Below are 3,032 nucleotides of genomic sequence, written 5' to 3'. Positions count from 1 at the left end.
GCGGCTCTGCTGGTCAAGGTTGGCGGCACCGACGCGGACGCTGGCCGAGCGGAACGCGACGCCGTCCTCGAGCGATCCAGCCATTGGCCGCCGTCGGCGCCGACCTTGCACCAACCGGGCCGTTTCGGCGAGCCCTAGACAGTGTGGGCGTGCTCGTCGGGCGAGAACGCGATCGCGTCGAGTGCGTCGACGGTCAACGAGTCGGACTCGGCGTAGTAGACGGTGCGGAACAGGTGGCCGGTCACCTGCTGCTTGAAGAGGAGGTCGCGCTTCTCGCCGCCGGTGACGTACATGACCTGGATTGCTTCGTGCACTGGGGTGTCGATCATCGAGTTGAGAGGCGACTCGATCTTCGTGTAGTCCGCGAGCAGCTGGGTCATGCGCTGCTTGGAGACGTCGAGGACAACCGCGGCCTCTGCCTGCTTGAGACCGAGCTCGTTAACGAGTCGCCATGCGACGTGGCGCATCTTCGCGGCGGCTAGGTCGCGGAAGGTCTCTGCGACCGAGGCGGCCTGGCGTGCCTCGTCGAGTGCGGCGTCGACAGGGCCGATGAGGCGGACGTCGATGTGGGTGTCCTCGGGGACGTCGCGGTCCTCGACGGCTTCGATGAGACCGCGGATCTGGGCGCGAGCTTCGGTGAGGCGGGCGCACTGGGTGACCCCGACGCCATCGACGTCGAGGACCCACCAGTTGCCTTCGCGCTCGGCGGTGGCGGTGTAGGCGTTCACTGGGGCATCCATCCTTCCGGGAGACACGAGAGTTGCTTGATGAGGCTGCGGCACACTCCGGCGGTGATCTCGCGGTGCCTCGGGACCGGGCCCATGTGCTTGCCGCAGGGGCAGGCGAAGACTTCGTGGTCGCCGCGGTCGCGAAGGCGGGTGCATCCGTTCGCGAGGAGCGCCTTGACCAGTTCGGCTCGCTTCGTGGGCTTGATCATGAGATTAGTCTAGGGTGCCTTTACTTTCAAGTCAAGCCACCCTAGACGTTTTTCGGAAGGATTCCGAAGTTCTGTCGGCAGCCCCTGATCCACTATCCCCATGCTCACCGTCCTCGACCACATGACCCTCCGCTTCGAGGAGCGTCACTGGCGGTTCGCCGGCGCGAAGGCTGAGGCAATTCGGGAGCAGTTCGGCGAGAGCATCACGCGCTACTACCAGCGGCTCGATGCGCTCATCAGGCAGCCCGAGGCCCTTGCCACCTACCCACAGACGGTCCGTCGACTCAACCGACTCCGCGATGCCAGACGTGGAGCGCGCACAGTGGGCGAGGTCTCACCCGCTCGGTAGTGTCGTCCCCATGGTTGCGCACTTCACTCACCCGGCTGTCCCGTCACTCCACAAGAGGCTCGACCGCGAAGCCAGTCACCGTTTCGCAGTGATCGTTTTCGCACAGGGGGACGGCTACGGCTTCGGGGTCGTTGAAGGAGCCACCGGCGAGTGCCTTGCCTGGGACGGCCTCTACTACGACGAGAGCCTGCCGACCACGACGCCGCTCGACCAGATCCAGTGGGACGAGTGGGACGACATGAGTTCGAAGCTCGTGTTCAACACGCAGCGCGACTGGTTCGCCGGCCCCCTCGGAGAGTGGATGATGCCGACCTACAGCCTGGCCAAGGAGGCAGCAGAGCTGGTGAGCCTGTGGGGAAGCGACCCAAAGGAGGACGGCCGGCACCTGGGCGGCTCGAGCCTCCGTTGCTACGTCCCGATCACGGACGAGACGGCATTCACCGAGTACCTCGACGCCGCCGAGAAGCGGCGCGAGGGCATTCGTGCGCGATTCTCCGAGTAGTAGGCCAGGTGGGACTTGAACCCACGCGTGGACGATTATGAGTCGTCTGCTCTAACCGGCTGAGCTACTGGCCCGTGGAGTGTCGGAGCCTACCGCGAAGGCGTGTTGCTCCCCAGTTGCTCCCTGACGGGACGTCCACGCAGGTCAGGGCAGGTGAGTCCAAGGATTATGAGTCCTACGCACGGCCTTGCAAGGGACTGCGTGGCGCTGCGCGTGAGCGTGAAATCTCTGTGCGTGCTGCACATCGCTGCATAGCGAGGGAGCAACGTTGCCCCTCTCGTTGCTCCCCTCTTGTCGGTAGTCCTAGGTAGGATCACGCACAGCGACGCACCTCCTGCGCCGCACCGATCACAAGGGAGCAGCGGCATGGCGGGCGCTACCAAGGACTCACGCAAGAAGCGCAGTGACGGCGAGGGATCCCTCTACCCCAAGCACCGCGCCGACTGCGCCCGCCCTCTCGACGCGCGCGGCAACCCCAAGTGCAAGTGCCCCTGGGTCGGCGCCGTCGTCCTCGGCTACATCGACGGCAAGCCCGTCCGCCGCAAGGTCCAGGCATCCACGCGCGCCGGCGCCGCTGCACGCCTCCGCGAGAAGCAGCAGGAGTTCGCCGACCAGCAACTCCCCGCCGTCGGGAAGCCGATCACCGTCGAGAAGTGGATGACCTACTGGCTCACCCAGATCGCTCCCCGCAAGGTCGCAGCCCAGACGATCGACAACTCCTACAACTGCAAGGTCCGGCAGTACATCGTGCCGCTGCTCGGCCACCACCGACTCGACCGCCTGACGCAGGAGCACATCGAAGCCGCGTGGGACCACCTCCGCACGAAGGGCAACCCCACCCTCGAAGCCGCCACTCCCCTGTCCGACAAGACGGTCTTGCAGACCCATCGGATCCTGTCGCGAGCACTCAAGGTCGCGGTCCAGCGCAAGCGCCTCCGGGCCAACCCCGCCGACACCAACTCCATGGACGCGCCGACCGCGAAGGACAAGGAGATGGACGTCTTCACGGTCGAGGAGGTCCGCAGCGTGCTCGCCGCTGCCGAAGGCGAGCGGCTCGAGGCCCGCTGGGTGATCGCTCTCGCGCTCGGCCTCCGCCAGGGCGAGGCGCTCGGCCTCCGCTGGGAAGACGTCGACCTCGAGGACAACGTCCTCCGTGTCCGCGTCGGCCTGCAGCGCCGCAAGGGCAAGGGCCTGATTCTCGGCGACCTCAAGACCAAGGGCTCACGCCGCGACCTCGCGCTCGG

5 protein-coding genes and 1 tRNA gene are annotated in these 3,032 nt (G+C 66.3%); 3 read left to right on the top strand and 3 right to left on the bottom strand.

Annotated features, from left to right (window positions below; translation table 11 throughout):
• Positions 1 to 134: 134 nt before the first annotated feature.
• Both EPD65_RS16095 and EPD65_RS16090 read right to left on the bottom strand, forming a co-directional pair.
• A complete protein-coding gene (locus EPD65_RS16095; protein ID WP_131584309.1) occupies positions 135 to 728 on the bottom strand; it encodes a hypothetical protein in 594 nt (197 codons plus the stop codon).
• Positions 725 to 937 carry a type II toxin-antitoxin system HicA family toxin gene (locus EPD65_RS16090; protein ID WP_131583134.1) on the bottom strand — a complete coding sequence of 71 codons (213 nt, stop codon included), beginning with the start codon at positions 935 to 937 and terminating at the stop codon, positions 725 to 727. The genes EPD65_RS16095 and EPD65_RS16090 overlap by 4 nt, the downstream gene beginning before the upstream one ends.
• A 100-nt stretch (positions 938 to 1,037) precedes the next feature.
• On the opposite strand from EPD65_RS16090, the gene EPD65_RS16085 reads away from it, so the two are divergent.
• Positions 1,038 to 1,286 (top strand): DUF3263 domain-containing protein, encoded by a 249-nt coding sequence (locus tag EPD65_RS16085; RefSeq protein WP_131583136.1) that lies wholly within the window; start codon positions 1,038 to 1,040, stop codon positions 1,284 to 1,286.
• Between the two features lie 88 nt (positions 1,287 to 1,374).
• The gene (locus EPD65_RS16080) at positions 1,375 to 1,788 is read left to right on the top strand and encodes a hypothetical protein (protein ID WP_131583138.1); all 414 of its coding nucleotides are present in this window, start codon (positions 1,375 to 1,377) and stop codon (positions 1,786 to 1,788) included.
• Here EPD65_RS16080 and EPD65_RS16075 read toward each other — a convergent pair.
• A tRNA-Ile gene (locus EPD65_RS16075) sits at positions 1,789 to 1,862 on the bottom strand.
• Between the two features lie 292 nt (positions 1,863 to 2,154).
• Here EPD65_RS16075 and EPD65_RS16070 point away from each other — a divergent pair.
• Positions 2,155 to 3,032: tyrosine-type recombinase/integrase (locus EPD65_RS16070; RefSeq protein ID WP_279387587.1), on the top strand; the 878-nt coding region annotated here is incomplete at its 3' end.

The organism is Nocardioides jejuensis (assembly GCF_004337475.1).
Classification (GTDB): domain Bacteria; phylum Actinomycetota; class Actinomycetes; order Propionibacteriales; family Nocardioidaceae; genus Nocardioides; species Nocardioides jejuensis.
The sequence above is the reverse complement of the archived record's forward strand: the minus strand, read 5'-3'. Positions and strand labels throughout refer to the sequence as shown.

What these genes read in the sequence shown, in the direction of transcription:
- EPD65_RS16090 (WP_131583134.1), bottom strand. Translation starts at nt 937, where the DNA reads ATGATCAAGCCCACGAAGCGAGCCGAACTGGTCAAGGCGCTCCTCGCG.
- EPD65_RS16085 (WP_131583136.1), top strand. Translation starts at nt 1,038, where the DNA reads ATGCTCACCGTCCTCGACCACATGACCCTCCGCTTCGAGGAGCGTCAC.